The organism is Pseudobutyrivibrio sp. C4, assembly GCF_900111635.1.
Taxonomy (GTDB): domain Bacteria; phylum Bacillota; class Clostridia; order Lachnospirales; family Lachnospiraceae; genus Pseudobutyrivibrio; species Pseudobutyrivibrio ruminis.
Genome location: NZ_FOHF01000002.1, coordinates 329,364 through 348,785, shown reverse-complemented (window position 1 = coordinate 348,785; position 19,422 = coordinate 329,364). Strand labels below are relative to the sequence as shown.

Genomic DNA, 19,422 nt, shown 5'->3' with positions numbered 1-19,422 from the left:
TATTATCTCCATGGATTCTCTGTTGGGTAACGTACACCTGCAGGCTGGTTGTATCCGATTTCATCTACCTCTACTCCGATATACTTGAATACTTCGTAGAGAGCCTTTCCATAGTGACCGAATGCAACTGCTCCGTGATGTGGGAATCCCTTTTCGATTAACCAGTGACGATAGAAGCGTCCCATTTCTGGAATAGCAAATACACCGATTGAACCGAATGACTTAGTACGTACATCAAGAACCTCGCCCTGTGCGATGTAAGCACGAAGGATGTTGTCTGCTGTAGACTGAAGTCTGTAGAATGTGATTTCACCTGGAGCGATATCACCTTCAAGTGTTCCGTTTGTAACTTCTACAGGAAGTGTACGAGCCATAATCTTCTGGTTCTTCATCTCGCAGAATGCAAGCTTCTTAGAGCATGTATTTCCGCAGTGGAATCCCATGAATGTATCCTGAAGTGTGTAGTTTGTCTTACCCTTGATTTCCTCGTTGTACATATCCTTTGGTACTGAGTTGTTGATATCAAGAAGTGTAACAATGTCTTCTGAAACAACTGTACCGATGAACTCTGAAAGACATCCATAGATATCAACCTCGCAAGATACAGGAATGCCTTCGCCTGTTAATCTTGAGTTTACATAGCAAGGAACGAAACCAAACTGTGTCTGGAATGCAGGCCAGCACTTGCCAGCGATTGCTACGTATTTACGATATCCCTTGTGATCTCTTACCCAATCCTTAAGTGTAAGCTCGTACTGAGCAAGCTTTGCAAGAACCTCTGGCTTCTTGTTTCCAGCGCCAAGTTCTTTTTCCATATCTGCAACAACCTCTGGAATACGGCTGTCACCTTCATGCTTATTGAATGCTTCGAAAAGATCAAGCTCTGAGTTCTCCTCGATTTCAACACCAAGGTTGTAAAGCTGCTTGATTGGTGCATTACAAGCAAGGAAGTTAAGTGGACGTGGTCCAAAGCTGATAATCTTAAGATCTGAAAGTGCGATTACAGCGCGGGCGATTGGCTCGAACTCATGAATCATATCAGCGCAATCCTCAGCATCACCTACTGGATACTCTGGGATATAAGCCTTGATGTTACGAAGCTGTAAGTTGTAGCTAGCGTTGAGCATACCGCAGTAAGCATCGCCTCTACCATCAAGAAGGCTGTTGCCTGACTCTTCAGCTGCTGCACAGAACATCTTAGGTCCATCGAAGTGCTTAGCAAGAAGTGTCTCTGAAATTTCTGGACCGAAGTTTCCAAGATATACGCAAAGTGCGTTACATCCTGCTTTCTTAATATCCTCGAGAGCCTGTACCATGTGGATTTCGCTCTCTACTATACAAACTGGGCACTCATAGATGTGCTCTGCACCGTACTTCTTTGTATAAGCTTCAATAAGTGCCTTTCTTCTGTTTACTGATAAGCTTTCTGGGAAGCAGTCACGAGAAACTGCTACTACACCAATTTTTACATTTGGCATGTTGTTCATTGTAATTACCCTCCTTTAATAACACGGCTCCTTTTACATAAAAATAAAGCCCCCAAAACGTTTTCGATAATCAAATGATATCAAACAAAACATTTTGGAGACTTTTAAATCTTTACTATGTGATGTCAATTTTTTGACTTTTATTTAGTTGACAAAAACATCGCGTCTGTTGTTGAAGTATACACGGTTTACAAAAATCATAACGATAGAAACAATAATGGCAGTAATCGCTGTAGATACTCCGCCAAATGAGTGGATAATAATTGCTTCTGCAATTGTATGAACAAATACTACAGCAGCTTGTACTATGTAATTAAGACAAACAAGCATACCAGCCTGCTTCTTGCGCTTGATAATAGATAACGCTGTCATTACGCTTAACGCAACTGTCGCTATCACACAAATTCCGTATATTATATCTATAATTTGTAAACCTGAAAAGTAATCATATATTAAATCTGCATCTCCGCCATAAATCAAACCAGTAATATACTGAATACCTACAACTAAGTTACCAAGTGCGCCTGCCCACAAAGCAAAATATCCAAGGAAGTTTGCCCATTTCAAACCAAGAACTGGCTGTGGTGTGTAATACTGTGTTGAACCATCAAACTGTGGCGCTGGATTAACTGGCGCACTAGCCTGTGCTGCGCTGTTAGCCTGTGCCTGAGCTGTATCATTTGCCTGTGCTACAGGATTACCGCAATTTGGACAAAATAGTGTACCCTCTTCTAACTGTGTACCGCATGAACTACAAAACATATCATTTTCCCTCTTTTCTTTTATTTTAGATTTGAAATCGTCCTTCAAATCTGTTTGATGAAATTATAATATACCATATAAGAATAAATATCAATACCCAACTTTAAAAGTATTATATAAATACCATTAATTCTTGTAATCCGCCAATCTATCAGAAACTCCATTTAGGAATTCTGCCATTTCTAAGGATACTTTTGGTATATTCTGAGATTCATATACGGCTTTTCCTTTAGTTGCCTTAGACTTATCTTTATAGGCTGCATGCTCTGATGGCACATAAAGGAAGTTGATTTCCATGCCCTGCTTCAAGTATTGAAGACTGGCATTTATAAATATCTGAAGCATATAATCATCCATCTTATGGATTTTCTTGAAAGCTCCGGAGAAATATTTAGCTGGAAGATTGTTATCCTGATAAATGTGGATTTGTTTCAATCCCAGACGAGCTGCTATGTACATAGCAAACAAGGCAGCAAGCTCCTCTCCCGCCACATTAGATGCTCTAAACAGCCAATCAAAATCTGTACCTCTTTCAAGAGCATATCTGTATAAGCTGAATTTAGATTCCTCAGCATTATAGAAAACTACGCCAAAGAGAATTCTAGTGCTTTCGAAATTGGCGCCCACTTTATCGCCACCACCATCAACGAAGGCAATATTTACATCCGATGAAACACTGTTAAAATCACAGCCATAGCGGGACATCAAAGTCTTTACATCCTCGTTTGCGCTAATGTCATCAATAAAAACTGGCGATGCAAATGCATTCTTGAAGGCTTTTGTAATTAGTGCCACCTTGTCAATGCACTGCTCCTTAATTTGGGAATCAAGAATGTTGTATTTGCCTCCATCCTCTACAGTTACCTTTTGAAGATTCTGGAAAGCATCAGCTGCAGTCACAATATCATTTTTAACAGTTGCAGATTTAGCAGCTCCGCTACTTACAGAGCCTCCTTTCATAAAAGCCTCTGCCTCTGCCATAGATGTAAAGCCCTTAAACACAGGTCCCTTGAAGCCATCAACTTGCGCCTTAGCCTCATCCCATGTGTGATAAATTCCAGGTTTTCTACCTACTCTGACTGCATATACTTTCTTTGCCATTATTATTCATTACTCCTTCTGTACTCGCTTGGGAGTACACCGTATTTATCTCTGAATGCATTTGAAAATGCCTTTGAATTTGGGAATCCATTTCCCAGAGCAATATCTACAATCTGGCCATTTGTCTCTTCCAATTCCCGGACTGCATGCTCCAAACGAATGCCAAGCAGATAATCCTTAAAATTGATGCCTGCATGCTTCTGGAACATTCTGGAAAGATATGATGGAGAATAATTAAACTGCTCCGCCATGGATTCCAAAGAAATGCTTTCAGCATAATGGTCCTTCATGTATCTCGTGATATTAGAAAGCTTTTTCAATTGCTTACTGTTCTTAAGTATCTCTTCGTTAACATTAAACTTTCGATATTTTGTAACCAAAATATAAAGAAGCTCATAATATAAGCTAAGAACCTGAAGCTTGTTTGCTTCCTCTCCATTTGTATAAATAAGATACATCTCCTGCAAAAGTGTAAACACACGATGATCTGTTTCTCTGTCTCCATGTGAAAACCAGATAAACTGCTCATCTGTAAAATACTCCGCAAATGTATCCTGTGGAATCTGTAATACCACAGTTTTATTAACATCTGGAGCTGCTATACTATGAACCTCGTTGCTATTAACTATAACAAACTCGCCACCGTTAAGAGGAAAGCGCTTTTCCTGGAGAGTAAATTCCAATCTGCCCTCCCAAACAGCGAAAATCTCGATTGAACGGTGCCAGTGTTTTTCCCTTACATAATTTCCATTCTGGCCTTCAAAAGCAAAAAGCTTGAATGGAAGCCCCTCATCAGTCACTACTACTTCATGCTGATAGTTCTTTAAATCCATTACTAAATCATCTCCCTAAAATACCTACAATCTCCATCAGTTTCGTATCCCGCAATAACAAAACCGAGTTTTTCTAATAAATGTCTGCTGGCTAAATTTTCCGGATCACATCTAGCAATCAAGCTTGTGAGCCCATACTCATCCTTCGCCAGTTCCATTATCTTTGAGCAAACCTCATAGGCCAGTCCCTGCTTCCATCTGCTGGATGCAATAGCAAAGCCCATTTCCGCCTGGTTTTCTCTATCGCAGGTTTCCCGCACTTCTAAACCTGCTCTACCTATTAATTTACCCGTGAATCTATCGAAAATCAACCACATTCCAAAACCATACAGCTTGTAAATATATTCTATATAGTTTTCCTCATACTGCTTTTCTTCCTCATACTCAAAAAGCGGTTCCATATAATCTGTCATATGTGGTTCGGAATACAATTCAAATAGTGCATCCAAATCAGCCATCCCAAATTCTCTTATAAAACACCGCTCCGTATATGCGATATCCCATGGTATACCAGCGCATCTTCTGTAGATGTTTTCAAAATCATCATCTTCTATTTCATCTACATCAATAAGTACCTGGGAGCAGTTAATAGGCTGAGCGCCTTCCTTTTCGTAGGCCGCCACCGGTATATGCTTGCTTGTGCACTCATCAACAACAGCCTGGCTATCAGTCAGCACCAAAGTGCCAGGCTCATAGTCAGGCTGTAATTCTGTTACATCGTTTATTATTATTTTTCTTTTAAGGAATCTTTCCTGAGTCACGCCTCTACTCCTAGGTCACATCAATACGGCATGTCATAGTATAAGTCTTGCCATTTGATTTCTTCATTCTTACAGTCAATGTGCCTGTTCCTTTGCCAACTGATGTAATCAACCCATTGGAATCAACAGTGAACACACTGGCATCTGAGGATTTGTATGTCACATTGTATTGCTTATCAGTACTGTTTAAGTAATCAAGATTAATTGCTACCTGTGCAGTACTGCCATTGGTCATAGAATAGGAAGCATCATCTGGAAGTGTAATATTTCCTATATTAGTACCATTATTAGCATATTTCTTTGAAGAAGTAGCCTTTGCTGTAGATGTGCTGCTTGTTGATGTAGTTGTAGCAGCTGTTGTTGTGGTGCTAGCTGTACTTGCAGTGCTTGCTGTACTTGTAGAACTGCTAGTTGAACTGCTTGAAGAGCTACTTGTAGTATCTGATGTAGTGATGGTGTCTGTTGAAGATGTATCTGTACCTGATTCAGCAGCCTTCTCCTCATCAGTCTTGCCCAGCTTTACATACATAGCTGGTCTAATTCCATCGCCAAGATAATAGTACTTTCTTTCGATGAGCTTCTTTGTATCATTTACAAACAATCCCTGAGCCGGATCATCATAAGCGTTTGTTCTAAGAGGCCATGTATTGCTGGTCTCATATTTCATAGTATCCTTGTACTCTGTGTACTCATCAGTTGAAAGGAAGAAAATATAATCAGAAGTTGTACTCTGATTGTTGTAAATATTCATATTAAGAGAGTTCTTTACATTTCCTGCAAGGTAATAAGCATCCAAAGTAGTGTCATGATAGAAATTCATAAGACTTGTCTGGGCTGCTTCCTCAGTAAGAGATGTCTTCTGGATTGTGGCTCTTTCCGCATCTGTAAAGCACTGATTATAGAAAATCTGATTGAGCCAGCCTCTCCAATAGTTGTCCTCCCATTTAACATAGCCAGCAGACGAATTACTATTTAAATACATCTGATTGATTGAATCTCTGTATGCAAGTACTGAATATGAATGTAAGGTTTTTCTTGAAACAAGAAGGGCAACCTTTGTAGTATCATCATAGGTAAGAATCGTCCAGTTGATAATATTTCCATCCAATGTTCCAAAAGCAATATCATCACCTTCTGCATAAGTTCCTGAGGATTTCTTTTTAGCAGCATCTGCCTGTAGTGACAGTCCAAGTACTGCCACCCCCATAAATACGGCCAGTGAAAATGCCAATATTTTCTTTGATACCTTGATTGCTCTTCTCATATATAATCTCCTAACACAAAAATATGTGCATAATTCCCTTTATATCCTTATAGTAATATCGTGCATTTTTAAAGTCAAATTAATATTGGATAATTAACAAATTTATCATTTTTGATAATTGTAAATTTCAATTTCAGTTGCTATACTATCCTTCTGTATAAGTTATATCGAGTTTTAAGGAGACATAATGACAAAGAAAGAAATGTTTAAAATGTTGCACGATGAAGAACCTGTTCTTCGTGCAGAAATCACTGCATTGTACTCAGTTTTAGATCACAAGCTGGGGCTTCACGGTGCAGAAGTTCCAATCACATTTGGAATGGATGAAAAGGCCCTTGGTTCTTATCTTCCACCTTCATATGATGATGAAGAACAATTCCAGTTTTCACTATTTTTCATCGGCTTTTGCTTAAATGAGCAGCTTTCAAAGTCCGATCGAATCAATTTATATAAGCATGAATATGCACACTACATGACACGTCACATCAGCATCCCAAGCGAATACACATGGCAGCCAGGAGTTCACGGCAGTGCATGGAAATACTGCTGCAGCCTTATCGGCGCCATCCCTGCAGACTACTACGTAGAAGGCCAGAGCCTTAAAAAGGTAGACTATGATTCAGTTTTACAGCGCCCTACAGTAGATCACAAGCAGGTTCAGATGCTTGATACTTATCGCACACAGCGCGCTTACAAAAATATGGAAAATTCGAAAATACGATATGAAGTAGGCGATGTTGTTACTCATCCAAAATTTGGAGAGGGAACAGTCAAAGAAATTGAAAAGCAGCCATCATCTGTACGTCTCCACATCGCATTCGGAGACGAAGTCAAAATCATCGACCAGAAGTGGCTTGTAAAAACTGGCTACAAAAAAGTTTCGGAAACCTAGGTTTCCGAAACTTTTTTCATAACCGCATCTAGCGTTTCCTCGAGGCCGAGGCCAGCCTCATCTACGGTAACATCTGCATATTTTTCATAAAGGGGAATTCTTTCGTCGTAAAGAGACTTAAGATTCTGACCATCTTTTAGCACAACCCCGCGGCCCTTTAGGCTGCCAAGTCTGCTATCAAGTGTTTCATAATCAAGCTTAAGATAAACAATAGTTCCAATTTCCTTTAGGTGCTCCATAGCCTCCGCACCATAGATAACACTACCACCAGTTGCAATAACTGTTTTTGTGGATGAAATGCTGGCATTCACATCGTTTTCTATTTTAAGGAAACCATCCACGCCTTCCTCAGCAATAATCTCCTTAAGCAAACGCTTTTCACGCTTCTGGATAAGTAAATCCGCATCTACGAATTCAAATCCCAGTTCCTTTGCCAATACAACACCTAAAGTACTTTTGCCAACACCTGGCATACCAATTAGAACTATGTTTTCTTTCATTTTAATTATGTCTCCTAATCATTCACTTAAATGTTAGGGGTATTGTACACGATTTCCTTTTCCAGCGCCACCCATTGGGCCCATTTGGTTCTCACCATCCATCTGGCCCATGCCGCCCATCTGGCCCATGCCACCTGCTGTGGTCTCTCCTACAGTAGTTACCACGTCTTCGAGTGTAACTGTCTCGGATTCATCGCCAGCAGTAATTGTATATGTTTCACCAATTACTAAATCAGGGCTACTTATATTAATTGAAGAAAAGCTGTATGGTACCTCCCATGAAAGGATTTCGTTTCCATCTTCATCTACAACCGAAACTGTAGTTCCTGCTTCCATGGAAGCGCTAGTTGTGTAAAGTATAGATGCCTGTGTGGATGTACTATCAAAGGATTCTGCCATACCACTACTTCCAGCAGCAATAATTGTTCCTCCTGTGATTACTGCAACACCACCATTTTCACTTGCATAATCAATTGCGTTGTTAGATCCGCCATCAGTTAAACTTATAAAGATCGTACCACCTGATATACGAATATCACCGTTAGAATCAATGCCATCTGCGTCGTTACCACCTTCATTAAAAATTCTAAGAGTGCCGCCACTTATGCTAATGTATGTTTCTTCATCTTCTGCCGATCCTCCATTAGCATTTATGCCATCATCTGTTGAATAGATTGTGATATCTCCATCTTCTATTTCAATAATGACTGCTTCAATTCCTTCGTAAGAATTGCTTATAAGAATCGTGCCACCGCCAATGTATACACTGGTATCGCAAGTGATGCCGTCATCTTCAACATCAATAGTAATATCTGCATCTGTTATATTCAGAGCATCATTTGCTTTCAAGCCATCGCCTGGAGCTGTCACGGTGATTGTTCCACCAGTGATAATCAAATCATCCTTTGAAACAATGCCATGTGAATAGCCGGTTGTAACAGTCAAGCTGCCACTTCCATTTATAGTCAAATCATCGTGGGAGAAAATCGCTCCATCTCTATCATCTTCAACTGCTTCTTCGGAATACTCGTCGCCTGTCTCAATTTTGTTTTCAGAGCCTTCTGCCAAAGTTAAAAATACCTTATCTGCCTGCTCTACGATAATTCCTGCATCATCTTCGCAGTAAATATCTACCCCATCAAGCATGATCCATACCTTTGAGTAATCTTCAGCAGCTACAACAATACTTCCATCTGTAAGCTCTCCGCTTACTAAGTAATAACCCGACTGTGTAATATACACACTACCATCATTTACATAAGCTCCTGACCCCGAAACAGTTATGTCATCTCCTTCTAATGTAATAATTGTCGCCTCGGAGGTGTCCCAGTCCCCATCCATGTCATTGGTTGTAAAATATGACGATGTGGTGGTTGTTTCAGCATCCTCATCAACCACCACTGTAAGTCCAAGCTTCTCGCCATTCATAAACAACACTGTAAGGATGATAGCCAGTATCAAGACCACTACGCAGATGATGTCAATTTTTTTATTAGTTGACATAATCTGTCCTCCTTATCCCATGTAATCACCGTTATAGCTTACAAGTACTGCACTTTCTACACCTTCCATATCTGATAACTCGTTAATGAAATCTGTGTTATCTTCCTTAAGTCTGATTTCAAGATTTAATTCAATCTCGCCCTTTCTAGCAGTCTTGCTCTTAACTGCACACTTAGTTGTCTTCTCATTTAAATACTGCATTGCTTCCTTCTCTGTAAGAGAATCCTCACAACGAAGAACTACGATATATGGATTAACATTTGATTTACGATTCGCAAATACGGTAATCATTACACCGATAATCACACTACCAAATACTGCAAGTGGAATCATTCCTGCCGCAAGCACAATACCTGCTGCAATTGCCCAGAATAGAAAAGCAATATCAAGAGGCTCCTTGATGGCTGTTCTAAAACGAACAATTGATAAGGCACCGACCATACCTAATGAAAGAACTACGTTACTGGTTACCGCCAAAATAACGAAGGTTGCAATCATTGTAAGAGCCACTAATGTCACACCAAAATTTGCTGAATACATTACTCCTGCATATGTCTTCTTGTAAATAAAGAAAATAAATAAACCAATAGCAAATGATAATGCCATGGCAATTACCATATCTAAAACTGTTACGCTTGTTACATTGCTTAAAAAGCTTGATTTAAAAATATCGCTAAATGTCATAATCTTCACTCCTTCTATCCTTAACCATAAATCCTACACTGTGCATACTTTGAAAACGCCTGCACTCTTGTTCCTGGGATTTGTACAGCATCTCTTATTATTTCTGGCAGATATGCATCCCATTTAACCTCCAATATGATTGGAGCGTCACCCGCTGGAATTGTTACACATTCCGGATTTAAGAAATCCGTTCTATTCATCCCTGTTCTGATGTCGTAATCCAACGTAACTCTTACATTTCCAGGCCCATATATAAATGGCTCTCTGGTGTAATCAACTATGGTCATTGGTCTCATTCCCTGATATCGCATCTTGCAATACAGTTCCTGAATAAGGGAATGTGGGGAATCAATCATCCAATCAATGTCTCCATCCACTATCTTCTGTGCCTCTTCCGCTGTTAATGGAGCATGGTATTTTGTTCCAAGACCATTGAATTTACTTTTCTTTTCAAGGTGGATAATTCTAGTATCGAAGTTGTAATATCTTATGCGAAATTTCTCTCGCATGTTTACCCCATCCACTTTTTCACGAAGTGCTTTGTCATTCAGATTGTCGAAATAAAGACTTCTTATAAGATATTTTCCGTCGATTGTATGTGGATCAGGTATCGCTATAGCTGACATCCTTTGCCTTATTGTTAGCAAGTCGGCGTAGGTTATAGCGTGTTTCCATTCATGCCTATACCTCTTTTCCATAATTCACTCCTATCTGTTGCTACTTCTGTATCATTTAGCGGTATATTAATCCCGTCAAGTGTGTGCAACATGATTGTAATGTGAACAAATCGGTACAAGTTTTGTGTTTTTTAGGTTTTTCTAAGGACTTTTGATTGCTATAATAGATTCGTAGAATTTTTCTTATTAATGAAAGGAACGCTATGGAAAAGAAATTAGCTGTTATATTTCCAGGAGTTGGTTACCACTCAGATAAACCACTTTTATACTACTCAAAGAAGCTTGCCAAGAATCATGGCTATGAAATAAAAGAAGTTAAATACACTTTTTCAAAGGATATAGATTCTATCAAGACACATGCTGCACAGGCTGAAGCTGCAATCAATGAAGCTATGATGCAGGTTGTGGAGCAATTAAAGGATGTAGACTTTTCTTCCTATGATAATGTTGTCTTTATTGGAAAAAGCATCGGTACAGCTATCGCTGCCAAATACGCCTTTGACTACGGCATCGACGCAGAAAGCATAGTCTTCACACCAATCGAAATGACTTTTGCTTACATCAATGCCTGTGAAGGCTTTGTCTTCCACGGAAGTGAGGATCCTCTTTGCGATACTGATATGTGTGTTCAGCTTTGTGATGAGCTTTCCATCACATATGCCGTCATCCCAGATGCAAACCATTCCCTTGAAACAGGCAATGTGGATACAGATATTCAAAACCTTCACAGAATAATGAAAATAGTTGATGGATTGTTTTAATAAAAAAAGAGCTTTGGATTTTCTCCAAAGCTCTTTGCTTTATATTATGATTTCCATAAACCATGTAAGTTGCAATATGCATATGCTGCAACTAACGAATCATCATCTGTAAGGACGAACTGAGCACATGGCTTCTCACCTGGCTCAAGAACCTTTCTCTGTGCCCCCTTCTTTGTTTCGATGGCAATCCATCCAATGTAGTGCTCTGGAGCCATTGGATGCTCTACAGAACCAACCTCTACAGTCACCACATTTCCCTCTACCTTACATACAGGAACATGCTTTTCAACTGCACCATCAGAAGTACCAGGAACAAGTTCCTTCATCTTCTGACCACAACATGACATTGGAGCACCGGACTCCTTAATCATACCAACAAAATTGCCGCAAACCTCACATACATAAAATTTCATACCTAGCCTCCTTTTACAAGATACTCCCCAACTGTAGCTTCATTGTAACATATGTAAAATCAATAGTCTTTAACTACACAAAAAACACACAGATTATTGTGTAAAATATAGTTGTGTTAGCGGATTGGCTAGTCGTATGCTGTGATAATTGAATTCTTATATCCAATATTTTTGAATTGAGTTTTAATTGCAGAATTCTCGACTCAATTAGTTCAGATTGAGTTGTATCTTTATATTTTTTTGTTCCTACACTGGGACTATTTTTGAAATCCTACCGCCAGATTTGCAAAATCCTGATTTCACCCGTAGTTTTTGACCCCTGTGTGTATAAACTAGGCCTCATGAGTGTAGCAATGTATATTATCTAGATAGATAGCGAGATGCTCTAGCGATTTATATTCCAGATAGGTATACACTAATGCAGTAGTGGGCATTTCACTACGGTTGGAAAATCAAAATAAAGCTTTCGCCCGTAGGGTCAAAAAAGATATGCCACAGAGGGCAATAAATACATATTCCCTACGCTGTTTTTTAACAATTGTATGATACTTTTATTTTGGATTGTTGCATGATGTAAGTAAAAAGTATTGTAAATACAATATTCTCATATATATGACATATGGAGGAGTACCGCAATGGTAATGAATTTAAGAAACGCTAAAATCATGGGAAGCATTTTTTCTTTCAATTTCATGGTTATCCATACTATTTTCCTATTTATTTTTATTAAGTATTCCATTCCACCAATGGCAAAAATAAATGTTATCAGCGTATTGTTTTATTTCTTTTTAATATTTGGCTGTCACTTTGGATGGCTTAGATTATTTACAGTGGGGATATATCTTGAAGTTATTATCCATATGTTTTTTGCTGTAATTTATACTGGATGGGATAGCGGCTTCCAATACACTATGCTTGGAATGAATGTAGTTGTTCTTTATTCTGAGTATGTTGGACGAAACTTAAAGATAAAGAACGTTATTCCAATGATGCCATTTGGATTTTTAGGACTGGCTCTTTATCTTAGTTCATATATTATTGTTTATTTTAATGGCGCACCATATTCTCTGCCAAAAAATATAAACTTTTTCCTAAATATTATTCTAGGTATAGTGGTTGTTTCTATAACCCTGATTGTAGTGCAGATATTTATCCTGATTGTTAATTCTTCAGAAAAAAAACTAGAGTTTCAATTATCTCATGACCACTTGACAGGCCTTCCAAACAGATATTACTTTGCTGACAAAGTTAAAGAAATAAAGGAAGAAGAAGGATTAGAAGGATATTGGTGTGCTATATTTGATATTGATAATTTTAAAAGCATAAACGATACCTATGGTCACAATTGTGGTGACTACGTATTATCTACGCTAGGTGACATGGTCTTAAAAAGCGAAATTGATAATTGCTGCCGCTGGGGTGGCGAAGAGTTTGTGGTACTTGCAAAATTTGATAGTGAAGATGATGCATATGCCTATTTTGATGAGAGGCGAAAAGAGGTTGAAGCCTATGACTTTAAATTCAACGGATTTCCTTTAAAGGTAACAATAACCATAGGTATGGCTGCTTGTACAACTAACGACGCCCAGGGAAATGAGACCTGGATTAGCGAAGCAGATGAAAAGCTATACTACGGAAAGAACCATGGAAAAAATCAAGTAGTGAGATAAAAAGAAAAAGACCTCTACTTAGTCGTTCCTATTGCAGTATTTCCTTTATATGCGGCTATTCCACCTATACTTTTAGCATTTGTATATCCCATCTTTTCCATAGCTTTCACCGCAGAAGCACTTCTAGATCCACGAAGACAATATACATAAACAGGCGTGTCTTTGTCATTAATGACATCCACTACCTTTTCTATATTCTCAACTGGCACATTTTTACTTCCTGGAATGTGTCCACCCGAATACTCTTCTTCTGTGCGCACATCAAGGAGCACTGCGTTTTCTACAGACTTCATAGCTTCTACTTCAGCATTAATATCTACATGCTTGAAAAGATTAAATAATCCCATATTCCACCTCTCAATCCTACGACATTAGCTCAATCAACCGTTCTAACTTTGCAAAGATTTCATCTAAACTAAAATACCCAGATTCACGGATAGACACTTGCCCATCAATATACACAACAACTGTTGGATCAATCATACTTACTTTTCTCTACTTTTAATACCATCATAGATTTTCTGCTCTATCTCATCATTAGACATAGCGTAGTACTCATATTCACTAAAAGCTATGACAACATCCCCAAGCTCTGTTTCAGCAATGACACAGTCTTTTCCTTCAAAGAAAATCTTATATGTCTTTCCAGCTAATAATTTTGTAAATTGTCTTTCCTCAAGAAATTCCCTATCCATAATAAACCCCTCTAAAAATAATCATCCTTCTCTTAAAGCTTCAGTCACAATATCCAAAGCTTCATAGTACACCTCTAAATTCTTGTACCCCTTACTAAGAGCAGCATCTAACCCTAATGTAGCTGACTTTAACTGATATTTAATACGTTCTCTTTCTTCGATTCTTGCTATTTCTTCCTCACCTAGAAAAATACTGCATGGAACAATCGGACCAAATCCATATTCACACAAGCAATTAACATATTCTTTGCACTTAGGACATAGATACATAGCATTGCTGGCAAGAGGACCAGAAAACTCACACCCACATTTTTTACAGCGCAATTGTTGCATAGCCATTTCTCCCGTCTTACTTATAGCCCTTAAGCTGTTCTTTGATAACTTAACTTTAGTTTTTGATTAGACCCCTTTGGCATAAGATAACCCCTCCGTATATACGAACTAAACTAAGCTTAGTATATCGCAGAAGGGTAAGTTATTGGACAAAGTTATATACTTAAGTTATATGATTGAATTGATTACATATTATTCCGTACCTATAAAAAATTAATCATTGAATCTAAGGAATTTCTTTTCTTATTGCCTAAAAGACTTTTAAAATCATCAGAGCGATATCCTAAATCCAAAAAACAGATAGGATAGATATTTTCCTGCAAATTAAAGACTTTTTGTGTTTGCTCAACATCATTGACTCCAGCCCAACAAGTATCTAATCCAATATCAGTAGCAGCAAGCATCATATGTGTTGCAACAATTGTTCCATCCATTAAATAACTATTTCCACCCTGAAAATTACTAGCAGCATCCTTGTCAGCACATACCAATATAACCATAGGTGCTCCATAACGGCAAGGATGAACACTATCCATTTTTTGAAGTGCTTCTTCACTTTTTAATATATATATGCGTTGTGGCTGTTTATTGAAAGCAGTTGGCGCCATACGTCCCGCTTCTAAAATATACTTAACCTGTTCTTCATTTGGTTTCTGATTACTGTACTTACGAACAGACTCTCTTGATTCTATAACTGTCTTAAATTCCATCTATAAATCTCCTTTTTTGCTTTGTTAATACAACTCCTATAACAGATATAGAAATTCCCCAAAGAACCCAAAGGTCCAACACAACATAGCAAATTTCATAAATGGTTTCCTCCTTCATTTGAATCATAATTCATTATACGGGCTATTTTTTTTAAATGTCAGTAAAACTTTTTCATAACACAAAAAGACCAGCCGAAGCCAGTCTAATTGTTATATCTATTTTATTGGACAATATTTAATTGTTTGTAAGACCTAAATAATGCACTATGTCATATACTATTCATTAAATATCAATCAATGCTATAGCAACATCATTCACGTTCGTTCCTGTTGCACCAGTTATTATCAGACCATCAACTGCTTTTAATGCATTGTATGCATCGTTATCTTTAAGAACATCATGTATGTTGATTCCTTTAGATAGTAATTCTTGATAAGTCTCGTTATCAACATATCCTCCAGCGGCATCTGTTGGGCCATCTGTTCCATCACTACCAACTGATGCTACTGCAATGCCCCTATTTCCAGCTATTCCTATAGCCGCGCTGAGTGCAAGTTCCTGATTTCTTCCACCTATACCTGTACCAGTAAGATGAACCACTGTCTCTCCACCAGCAATAATGGCAAGTCTTTCATTGTCTTTTGCTTTTGTCTTTGCGATGCTAGCAAGAAAACTTCCTGCATCTCTCGCCTCGCAGCAAAGCTCATCGGTCAAAATAATAGGCTTATAACCTAACTTTCCACTGTTACTAGCAGCAGCTCTGCAAAGTTCTCTAACTGATCCCGTTATGTGAGTTTCTACATTATTTAATTCTTTAGGAGTTTCTTTATTCAATAGCTCTTCAGCTTCCTTAGAAAGCTTAATATTGTATTTACGAACTATTTCTTTTGCTTCATCACATGTAGAAAAATCAGGATATGCTGGACCACTTGCTATCATATCAAGTGGATCACCAACTATGTCGCTAAGCACAATACTAAATACTTTGGCTGGAGCACAAGCTAGAGCAAATCTACCGCCTTTTACTTTACTAAGACGCTTGCGAATAGTATTTATCTCTACTATATCAGCACCACTAGCAAGTAACTGTTTTGTAATGTCTTGTAGTTCTTCACCAGAAATTAATGGCAATTCAAACAGGGCACTTCCACCACCGGAAAGTAAAAAAATAACTGTGTCATCTTCTGATAGGCCTTCCACTAATTCAATAGCTTTTTTTGTCGCATCAAAGCTATTTTGATCAGGTACTGGATGTCCTGCTTCAAAGCATTGTATCCCCTCAATATTGCTTTTAACATGATCATATTTTGTTATTACAATGCCGCCATCTAATCTTTTAAGAACCTTTTTTGCTGCTGCGGCCATTTGCCAAGCCGCCTTTCCAGCGGCTACTAGAATCACTTTGCCTTTTCCATAAGAGAAATTGTTAAGGGCTCTAGTAACCGCCTCATCAGGCAGAACTTCTTTTATTGTGTTTTCAACAATATAATCAATATCATTCCTTAATTTCTGATTCATAAAACTTCCTCGATTACATTTTTAATGTATGAATAGGCTAAGTATAGCTATTTCAATTATAGCTGCAACACCCATAACGAGTGATGCTACTGTCCAGGTCTTGTAACCTCTTTCAGGAGTCATCTCACCAAAGTTTGTAACAACCCAGTAATAAGAATCGTTTGCATGTGATACTGTCATAGCACCTGCTCCGATTGCCATACATACAAGTGTTATCTGTGCTGGTGTAGTAAAGCCAAGCACTGGAAGAAGTGGAGCTACGATACCAGCTGTTGTTGTAAGTGCTACTGTAGAAGATCCCTGGGCACTCTTTAAGATAGCTGAAAGTAAGAATGGGAAGAATATGCCCATTGCTGAAAGTACTGTAGCATGCTCTGAAATGTAGTTAACCATATCAGAAGAAGCGATAACTTTACCAAGTACACCACCTGCAGCTGTAATGAAAAGAATAGGACCAACTGTCTTTAAAGTATCGTTTACGATGTCATAGAACTCATCAATCTTTTTAGCTCCGCAAAGCTGAATAACAGCAAAGATTGTACCTACTGCAAGAGCGATAATAGGAGTTCCTAAAAACTTGCAGATACTAGCACCAGCTCCTGTTACCTTAGCCATTGTAACAATTGAAGATAATGCCATAAGAATAATTGGAACGATAATAGGTGCAAGAGCAGAGAATCCATTTGGAAGCTTACCATACTCAGCAACTAATTCTTCGTATGTTTTGCTAACTGCGTTTGTATCAAATTCATCATCAGCCTTAACCTTCTTGCCAATAAATGTAGCATAGAAATATGCTGCAATAAGTGGGCAAATTGAACATACTAAACCAAGTCCAATTACAAGAAGTAAATTGTCACCAATTCCAAGAGTATTTGCCGCAGCAATTGGACCTGGTGTAGGAGGTATAAATACGTGAGATGTAAATAGACCAGCTGCAAGACCAACTGTCATTGCAACAGAAGATGAAGCTGTTCTCTTTACTAATGCTTTACGGATAGGGTTTAAGATTACAAATCCTGAATCACAGAATACTGGGATTGAAACAACCCAACCCATAAGCTCCATAGCAAGTACAGGATGATTCTTGCCTACAATCTTAATTACTATGTCAGCAAGTTTTAAAGCTGCACCTGTTTTCTCCAAGATGCTACCAATTAAAGCACCAAGGATAATAACAATACCAATAGATGTGAATGTGCCAGAGAAGCCCTGACCAATTACAGTAGCTATACCAGCCTTTGTTGTTCCGTCCTCTAATGTGACATCAACAATAGGAATGCCCGCTAATAGACCTAATACCAAAGAGATGCACATAATTGAAATAAATGGGTGAATCTTGAATCTTGAGATCATGACAATCATTAATACGATTGCCAAAATAAAGATGATAATTAACGGAAATCCAGTCATGGAACCGCCCTCCCTTCTTAAAGCGTTTATAAGATACTTTTATGATAAGGGAGGGCAATATAGAATTTAATGTACTATCATTACAAAAAGAATATCAATTTTTTGTGTTGAGAACACAACACATTATATATTGTATTTGTTCCTCTTCCTATACAAATAGGTGTAGAAACTCTCCAAAAAGCTTCTATCTGAAGCTTTAGCCACCGGATCAATATCCATCAATTCCTTGTACTTATTGTATCGATAAACCAATGTATTTTTATGTATGAATAATTCCTGGGCTGCTTTATTAAAGTTAAAGTTGTTTCTAATTAAAGCTCCAACTGTCTCTATGAAATCATCAATCTTTCCCTCTGGAAATTTGCTTTCAAATATATAAAACATGTTAGCCATATCTCTCATTGGAGTAATAAAATGCAAATATTCCCCCACATGATCATAAAAGAAAACGGAGCTTCCCTCTGTTTTTATATATTCCTGTAACCATCTACAATGTCTGTATGCATAGTAATAGCGTGCATAAGAATCTTGGAAACTACCAATATAGAACTTCGCCTGAGTATCGTTTTCTTTCATCCACCTAAGAACTGGGCTTAAATACTCTCCAACTATGTATTTGTAATCAGAGAATAATTCGCTAACTGTGTCAGGCATAGTTTTAAATATGATGACTCTCTTTTCATCAAGGGCTAAAGAAACATCTTTTAGAGTATGATAAGGACTCTTTTTAAGATGCACTAAAAAGTCAGATGCATTGACCCCATCCATAATGGCTAAGATAGGAATTCTAATTCTTTCTTCAGGATAGCCAAGTTCCTCAGCCAACTCACGTATTTCCTGCGAATCGGCATACTCAACCTCAGTTAACATATGGATAAAACGTTCTTTTCGATTTTCACGTAGTCTGGCTTTTTCTTGCTGCTTTTCATAGCGAAGCATAGACTGAATTGCCATCTTTACAATCATTGCTACAGGTCTGGCTTCCTCTGGCTCTCCAGTAAGACCAACTACTCCCTCTCGCCTTCCATCCATCTCTATTACCATGTTTATGCCTGGAAGAACGTTTGGAAACTGCTCAATGGTTGTAGTATCAACTATGTCCTCTTCCCCATGAACAATTCTGTAAGCAATCTCGTGATACTGCCCCACTCGCTCACTGTTTCTGCTTGCTATTATTACACCGTCTTCATCCATAATGTTTACATTATATGAAGTGTATTCTGTTACTTGTTCAATAAACTTTTCCGCTAAAAGCTTACTAATCATGCCCCTTCTCCCTTTCCATCATCCTATCCATTATTTTAAATCTTAGGCTATACAAAAGCAAAGAACCATGTAAAACATATCATTAAACTTATCTGCACCTATAGATACTAGTAACTTTGCAGACTTTACTTTAGAAGATGCTGAAAAAAAGAATGACTAGTAACGAAAACATGATGAA

At 38.1% G+C, this 19,422-nt stretch carries 21 protein-coding genes; 3 read left to right on the top strand and 18 right to left on the bottom strand.

The window, feature by feature from the left end; translation table 11 throughout:
* Window positions 1-2: 2 nt before the first annotated feature.
* The 6 genes from BMY66_RS05570 to BMY66_RS05545 form a co-directional block, all read right to left on the bottom strand.
* On the bottom strand, window positions 3-1,487 hold the full coding sequence (locus tag BMY66_RS05570) for an L-fucose/L-arabinose isomerase family protein (RefSeq protein WP_090394460.1): 1,485 nt from the start codon (window positions 1,485-1,487) through the stop codon (window positions 3-5).
* A 144-nt stretch (window positions 1,488-1,631) separates the two neighbouring features.
* Window positions 1,632-2,249 carry a zinc ribbon domain-containing protein gene (locus BMY66_RS05565; RefSeq protein ID WP_090394459.1) on the bottom strand — a complete coding sequence of 206 codons (618 nt, stop codon included), beginning with the start codon at window positions 2,247-2,249 and terminating at the stop codon, window positions 1,632-1,634.
* Between the two features lie 126 nt (window positions 2,250-2,375).
* Window positions 2,376-3,350 (bottom strand): ribonuclease H family protein, encoded by a 975-nt coding sequence (locus tag BMY66_RS05560; RefSeq protein WP_090394458.1) that lies wholly within the window; start codon window positions 3,348-3,350, stop codon window positions 2,376-2,378.
* A gap of 2 nt (window positions 3,351-3,352) precedes the next feature.
* On the bottom strand, window positions 3,353-4,183 hold the full coding sequence (locus BMY66_RS05555; RefSeq protein ID WP_033153513.1) for an AraC family transcriptional regulator: 831 nt from the start codon (window positions 4,181-4,183) through the stop codon (window positions 3,353-3,355).
* 2 nt (window positions 4,184-4,185) lie between these two features.
* Entirely contained in the window at window positions 4,186-4,944 is a 759-nt protein-coding gene (locus tag BMY66_RS05550) for a GNAT family N-acetyltransferase (RefSeq protein ID WP_090394457.1), read from the bottom strand.
* 10 nt (window positions 4,945-4,954) lie between these two features.
* On the bottom strand, window positions 4,955-6,208 hold the full coding sequence (locus BMY66_RS05545; protein ID WP_090394456.1) for a DUF6273 domain-containing protein: 1,254 nt from the start codon (window positions 6,206-6,208) through the stop codon (window positions 4,955-4,957).
* A 187-nt stretch (window positions 6,209-6,395) separates the two neighbouring features.
* On the opposite strand from BMY66_RS05545, the gene BMY66_RS05540 reads away from it, so the two are divergent.
* Window positions 6,396-7,100 (top strand): hypothetical protein, encoded by a 705-nt coding sequence (locus BMY66_RS05540; RefSeq protein WP_242942681.1) that lies wholly within the window; start codon window positions 6,396-6,398, stop codon window positions 7,098-7,100.
* On the opposite strand, the gene BMY66_RS05535 is transcribed toward BMY66_RS05540, so the two are convergent.
* The 4 genes from BMY66_RS05535 to BMY66_RS05520 are packed head-to-tail and all read right to left on the bottom strand — an operon-like array spanning window position 7,097 to window position 10,485.
* The gene (locus BMY66_RS05535) at window positions 7,097-7,600 is read right to left on the bottom strand and encodes a shikimate kinase (RefSeq protein ID WP_090394455.1); all 504 of its coding nucleotides are present in this window, start codon (window positions 7,598-7,600) and stop codon (window positions 7,097-7,099) included. The genes BMY66_RS05540 and BMY66_RS05535 overlap by 4 nt on opposite strands.
* 33 nt (window positions 7,601-7,633) lie before the next feature.
* Entirely contained in the window at window positions 7,634-9,103 is a 1,470-nt protein-coding gene (locus tag BMY66_RS05530; protein WP_090394454.1) for a carbohydrate-binding domain-containing protein, read from the bottom strand.
* Between the two features lie 12 nt (window positions 9,104-9,115).
* Window positions 9,116-9,787, bottom strand: coding sequence for a DUF4956 domain-containing protein (locus BMY66_RS05525; protein WP_044937233.1), 672 nt, complete (start codon window positions 9,785-9,787; stop codon window positions 9,116-9,118).
* Between the two features lie 20 nt (window positions 9,788-9,807).
* On the bottom strand, window positions 9,808-10,485 hold the full coding sequence (locus BMY66_RS05520; protein ID WP_090394453.1) for a polyphosphate polymerase domain-containing protein: 678 nt from the start codon (window positions 10,483-10,485) through the stop codon (window positions 9,808-9,810).
* Window positions 10,486-10,667: 182 nt separating this feature from the next.
* Here BMY66_RS05520 and BMY66_RS05515 point away from each other — a divergent pair, with 182 nt between their 5' ends.
* Window positions 10,668-11,225, top strand: a complete 558-nt coding sequence (locus tag BMY66_RS05515) for an alpha/beta fold hydrolase (RefSeq protein ID WP_090394452.1) — start codon at window positions 10,668-10,670, stop codon at window positions 11,223-11,225.
* A 44-nt stretch (window positions 11,226-11,269) separates the two neighbouring features.
* On the opposite strand, the gene BMY66_RS05510 is transcribed toward BMY66_RS05515, so the two are convergent.
* On the bottom strand, window positions 11,270-11,638 hold the full coding sequence (locus BMY66_RS05510; protein WP_090394451.1) for a desulfoferrodoxin family protein: 369 nt from the start codon (window positions 11,636-11,638) through the stop codon (window positions 11,270-11,272).
* A gap of 635 nt (window positions 11,639-12,273) precedes the next feature.
* Here BMY66_RS05510 and BMY66_RS05505 point away from each other — a divergent pair.
* Complete coding sequence (locus tag BMY66_RS05505; RefSeq protein ID WP_090394450.1) at window positions 12,274-13,308, top strand: GGDEF domain-containing protein; 1,035 nt, start codon at window positions 12,274-12,276, stop codon at window positions 13,306-13,308.
* Between the two features lie 14 nt (window positions 13,309-13,322).
* Here the strand turns inward: BMY66_RS05505 and BMY66_RS05500 are convergent, their stop codons facing one another.
* The 7 genes from BMY66_RS05500 to BMY66_RS05470 all read right to left on the bottom strand — a co-directional run bounded on the left by BMY66_RS05500 (window position 13,323) and on the right by BMY66_RS05470 (window position 19,244).
* On the bottom strand, window positions 13,323-13,655 hold the full coding sequence (locus tag BMY66_RS05500) for a rhodanese-like domain-containing protein (protein WP_090394449.1): 333 nt from the start codon (window positions 13,653-13,655) through the stop codon (window positions 13,323-13,325).
* A 138-nt stretch (window positions 13,656-13,793) separates the two neighbouring features.
* Window positions 13,794-14,003: a hypothetical protein gene (locus BMY66_RS05495; protein WP_090394448.1), complete on the bottom strand. Its 210-nt coding sequence runs from the start codon at window positions 14,001-14,003 to the stop codon at window positions 13,794-13,796.
* Between the two features lie 21 nt (window positions 14,004-14,024).
* Window positions 14,025-14,336 carry a hypothetical protein gene (locus BMY66_RS05490; RefSeq protein ID WP_044937219.1) on the bottom strand — a complete coding sequence of 104 codons (312 nt, stop codon included), beginning with the start codon at window positions 14,334-14,336 and terminating at the stop codon, window positions 14,025-14,027.
* Between the two features lie 203 nt (window positions 14,337-14,539).
* On the bottom strand, window positions 14,540-15,046 hold the full coding sequence (locus BMY66_RS05485; protein ID WP_044937217.1) for a nitroreductase family protein: 507 nt from the start codon (window positions 15,044-15,046) through the stop codon (window positions 14,540-14,542).
* Window positions 15,047-15,329: 283 nt separating this feature from the next.
* Window positions 15,330-16,565: a glycerate kinase type-2 family protein gene (locus BMY66_RS05480; protein ID WP_090394447.1), complete on the bottom strand. Its 1,236-nt coding sequence runs from the start codon at window positions 16,563-16,565 to the stop codon at window positions 15,330-15,332.
* 21 nt (window positions 16,566-16,586) lie between these two features.
* Window positions 16,587-17,978 carry a GntP family permease gene (locus BMY66_RS05475; protein ID WP_090394446.1) on the bottom strand — a complete coding sequence of 464 codons (1,392 nt, stop codon included), beginning with the start codon at window positions 17,976-17,978 and terminating at the stop codon, window positions 16,587-16,589.
* A gap of 123 nt (window positions 17,979-18,101) precedes the next feature.
* Window positions 18,102-19,244 (bottom strand): CdaR family transcriptional regulator, encoded by a 1,143-nt coding sequence (locus tag BMY66_RS05470; protein ID WP_090394445.1) that lies wholly within the window; start codon window positions 19,242-19,244, stop codon window positions 18,102-18,104.
* Window positions 19,245-19,422 lie beyond the last annotated feature (178 nt).